A 1,686-nucleotide genomic window follows, 5' to 3' on the forward strand; every position below is an offset into this window, starting at 1 on the left:
GGCCCGCGCCGCCGGCCTGCCCGCTCTGCCGGCGGCGAACGCCCGGCCCGTTGTCGGGAGGGCGGCCTACGCTGGAAGGATGCAGACCACCCGTGCCGTCCGGCCCTTCGAGGTCGTCAGCGAATACACGCCCAGCGGCGACCAGCCCCAGGCCATCGAGCAGCTCGCCGCCCGTATCAATGCCGGCGAGACCGACGTCGTGCTGCTCGGCGCCACGGGCACCGGCAAGTCGGCGACGACCGCGTGGCTCATCGAGCAGGTGCAGCGGCCGACGCTCGTGCTCGCCCACAACAAGACCCTCGCCGCCCAGCTGGCCAACGAGTTCCGCGAACTCATGCCGAACAACGCGGTGGAGTACTTCGTCAGCTACTACGACTACTACCAGCCCGAGGCCTACGTCCCGCAGACGGACACCTTCATCGAGAAGGATTCGTCCATCAACGCCGAGGTCGAGCGGCTGCGGCACTCGACGACCAACTCGCTGCTGAGCCGGCGCGACGTCGTGGTGGTCTCGACGGTCTCGTGCATCTACGGCCTCGGCTCGCCCGAGGAGTACCTGCGCGCCATGGTGGCTCTGCAGGTGGGGGAGCGGTACGACCGCGATGCCCTCATCCGCAAGCTGATCGCGATGCAGTACAACCGCAACGACGTCGACTTCTCGCGCGGCAACTTCCGCGTCCGCGGCGACACGATCGAGATCATCCCCGTTTACGAGGAGTTCGCGATCCGCATCGAGATGTTCGGTGACGAGATCGAGGCGCTGTACATGCTGCACCCGCTCACCGGTGACGTCATCAACCGCATGGACAGCGTGCCGATCTTCCCGGCCTCCCACTACGTCGCCGGCACCGACACCGTGCAGCGGGCCATCGGCACCATCGAGCACGAGCTCGCCGAGCGCCTCAAGGAACTCGAAGGTCAGGGCAAGCTGCTCGAGGCGCAACGACTGCGCATGCGCACGACGTTCGACATCGAGATGCTGCAGCAGCTCGGCTTCTGCTCCGGCATCGAGAACTACTCCCGTCACCTCGACGGCCGCATGCCGGGGGAGCCGCCGCACACGCTGCTGGACTTCTTCCCCGACGACTTCCTCATGGTCATCGACGAGTCGCACGTCACGGTGCCGCAGATCGGTGCGATGTATGAGGGCGATGCCTCCCGCAAGCGCACGCTCGTCGACCACGGCTTCCGGCTGCCCAGCGCCCTGGACAACCGGCCGCTGCGCTTCGATGAGTTCAAGCAGCGTGTCGGCCAGACCGTCTACCTCTCGGCGACGCCCGGGCGGTACGAGATGGGCATCGCCGACGGTGTGGTCGAGCAGATCATCCGTCCGACCGGGCTCGTCGACCCGCAGATCGTCGTCAAGCCGTCGAAGGGGCAGATCGACGATCTCCTCGAGCAGATCCGGGTGCGGGTGGGCCGCGACGAGCGCGTGCTGGTGACGACCCTGACGAAGAAGATGTCCGAGGAGCTCACCGACTTCCTCGGCGAGCACGGCGTGCGCGTGCGCTACCTCCACTCCGACGTCGACACCCTCCGGCGCGTCGAGCTGCTCAGCGAGCTGCGCGCGGGCGTCTACGACGTGCTCGTCGGCATCAACCTGCTGCGCGAGGGCCTCGACCTCCCCGAGGTGTCGCTGGTGGCGATCCTGGATGCCGACAAGGAGGGCTTCCTGCGCTCGGGCAC

General features: G+C 67.6%; 1 protein-coding gene. It reads left to right on the plus strand.

Translation table 11 applies throughout. The features are described 5' to 3' along the window. Nucleotides 1-79 precede the first annotated feature (79 nt). The coding region (gene uvrB, locus NQ160_RS23460) for an excinuclease ABC subunit UvrB (RefSeq protein ID WP_257517407.1) at nucleotides 80-1,686 on the plus strand (1,607 nt) is incomplete at its 3' end.

Source organism: Microbacterium sp. zg.Y909, assembly GCF_024626565.1.